A 2319-nucleotide genomic window follows, 5' to 3' on the forward strand; every position below is an offset into this window, starting at 1 on the left:
GGTGATTATTGTGCTGGTCAGCGCGGGTGCGCTGAGCCCGCACGCGGGCGAGAGCGGCGGCTGAAATAGGGCCACACAGGTAGCGCCATCTAGGGGGTGTTTCGAAGGTCCTGTGCGGTGCCCGCGGTGTCCGGTGCGTGCTCTCGGCGTGCCGGACGAAAGCCCTCGTACTGGACGTACTCGGGGTCTCGGCCGGTGCGGCGAGTGGGGGTGCCCCCTGCTCGAAGAGCTTGGGGGAGCGTGCCGGGCGCCGTGGGTGCTGTGCGGGACTTTCGAAACACCCCCTAGTGCTCTGACCGGGAAGGTTCACCGGGTTGTGGCGGGCGGTGCAGCGTTCGTAGAAATCCGTTTCGAGCGTCGCTGCGGTGCCTCTACTGTGGCGCGGTGATGACTGAGGTGATCGTTCTCAACGGTGGTTCCAGCTCGGGGAAGTCCGGGATCGTTCGGTGTCTGCAGGCAGTCCTGCCGGATCCGTGGCTGGCCCTGGGGACGGACACGCTGGTTGAGGCCATGCCCGCGTCCATGCAGGCGTCGGATGCGGGGATCGAGTTCGCTCCGGACGGACAGGTGATCGTCGGGCCGGAGTTCCGGACGCTGGAAGCGGCATGGATCGAGGGGGTTGCTGCGATGGCCCGTGCGGGTGCCCGGGTCATCGTTGATGAGGTCTTCCTCGGCGGAGCGGACTCGCAGAAGCGATGGCAGAAGGCTTTGGGCGAACTGCGGGTGCTGTGGGTCGGTGTCCGATGCGACAGTGCGGTAGCTGCAGGCCGTGAGGTCGCACGAGGCGATCGGGTCATCGGCATGGCGGCGTCCCAGGCGGAGGTCGTCCACCGGGGCATGGTCTATGACCTGGAGGTGGAGACCACGCATGCCGAGTCGATGGAGTGTGCACGGATCATCGCCGCACATGTCAGCTGATCGGCGGCCCGGCTGTCTGCCGCTGTGACCGCAGTGCCGGGACCGTCAGGCCGCTGTGGCCAGGGGCCGTCCTCCCCAGCGGATGCCCTTCTCCGCGCGGATCCGGGCGCGTTCGCGTCGTTGGGCTGCCAGCACGTCGGGGTGGCGGGCGTTGGCGTTGCGCCAGCGTAGGTACCGGTGCAGCTCGCGGGTCTGGACGGTGTGGTTGGAGTGGTGGGAATTGGCGAGGGTGAACTGCCGCAGCGGTCCGAAGTGTGCCTCGATGGGGTTGGCCCAGGAGGCATTGGTCGGGGTGAAGCACAGCTCGACCTTGTTTTTCTTCGCCCAGCGGCGGATCTTGGCACCTTTGTGGGCGGAGAGGTTGTCCAGGATGATGTAGATCGGGGCGCCGTCGGGGCGGGCGGCCCGGATCGGCTTCAGGGCTGCGAGGGTGTTGGCCGTGCCCTTGCGGCGGCGGTTGATGCCCCACAGGGTGTCGTCGCCGACGGAGTAGCAGCCATGGAAGTAGGTGACGCCGTGGGTGCGGTGGTAGGTCGCCGGCAGCCGGTCGGGCCGGCCTTGTTCGGCCCAGCAGGTGCCGCCGGTGGGGTGTATGCCCAGCGGGCCGAACTCGTCGAAGGCGAACGTGCGGTCCGGGAAGTGCTCCAGGACGTGCTCGATCCGGTCGAGCTTGGCGTCGCGGTCGGGGTCGGTGGACTCCTTCCACGTCTTGGTGCGCTGGAAGGTGACCCCGCGTCGGGCCAGTAGCGTCCGCAGGGCCTCACGGCCGATGCGGATCATCCTGCCGTGGACTTTGCGCAGGTAGGAGGCGAGTTTACGGATGGACCAGCGAGTGAAGGGCTGGCCGAGTTTACGGGGGCGGGTGGTGGCCGTCTGGATGACGAAGTCCTCGTCGTCAGGGCTGAGCAGGCGGGGACGGCCTCCCGCCCACTGAGGGTCCAGACAGGCCAGGCCGATTTCGTTGAACCGGTGGATCACGTCGCGGACGGTGTCCTCGTCGGCCTGGACCAGTTGGGCGATCACCGGAACCCGGTTACCTCCGGCCGAGGCCAGGATCATCATCGCCCGCCGGTAACGCACCGTGCTGGTGCTGCCCCGGCGCACGATCTGTTGAAGCTTCCGCCCTTCTTGATCGGTCAGTCTGCAGACCTTGACCGGCTCTGCCACCGCACCTCCACGCATCAGATTGGATGTCGTCACATCCAATCGCCCGCAAGGCCCGCACCGCGAACGGCAACCCGGTGAACCATCCCGGTCAGAGCACTAGCATTTCCTAGCGCCTGATTGCAGCACCACGCCATGATCATCTCCCACTTGTCTCCCACTCGTCTCCCACCTGGGAGGCGGGACGCACTCCCCCTAGGGCGTGTGCGTCCGCAAAACAAGGGATGACGCGGAAGG

The 2319-nt window shown here is 67.1% G+C and carries 2 protein-coding genes; one reads left to right on the forward strand and one right to left on the reverse strand.

Annotated features, from left to right (window positions below; translation table 11 throughout):
- Positions 1-387 precede the first annotated feature (387 nt).
- A complete protein-coding gene (cpt, locus tag ACFSL4_RS36650; protein WP_381092424.1) occupies positions 388-918 on the forward strand; it encodes a chloramphenicol phosphotransferase CPT in 531 nt (176 codons plus the stop codon).
- Between the two features lie 45 nt (positions 919-963).
- On the opposite strand, the gene ACFSL4_RS36655 is transcribed toward cpt, so the two are convergent.
- Entirely contained in the window at positions 964-2085 is a 1122-nt protein-coding gene (locus ACFSL4_RS36655) for an IS630 family transposase (protein ID WP_381092422.1), read from the reverse strand.
- Positions 2086-2319 lie beyond the last annotated feature (234 nt).

It is taken from the genome of Streptomyces caeni, assembly GCF_042678285.1.
GTDB lineage: Bacteria > Actinomycetota > Actinomycetes > Streptomycetales > Streptomycetaceae > Streptomyces > Streptomyces caeni.

Coding starts and splice junctions, on each gene's coding strand:
- cpt (WP_381092424.1), top strand. CDS start 388: ATGACTGAGGTGATCGTTCTCAACGGTGGTTCCAGCTCGGGGAAGTCC.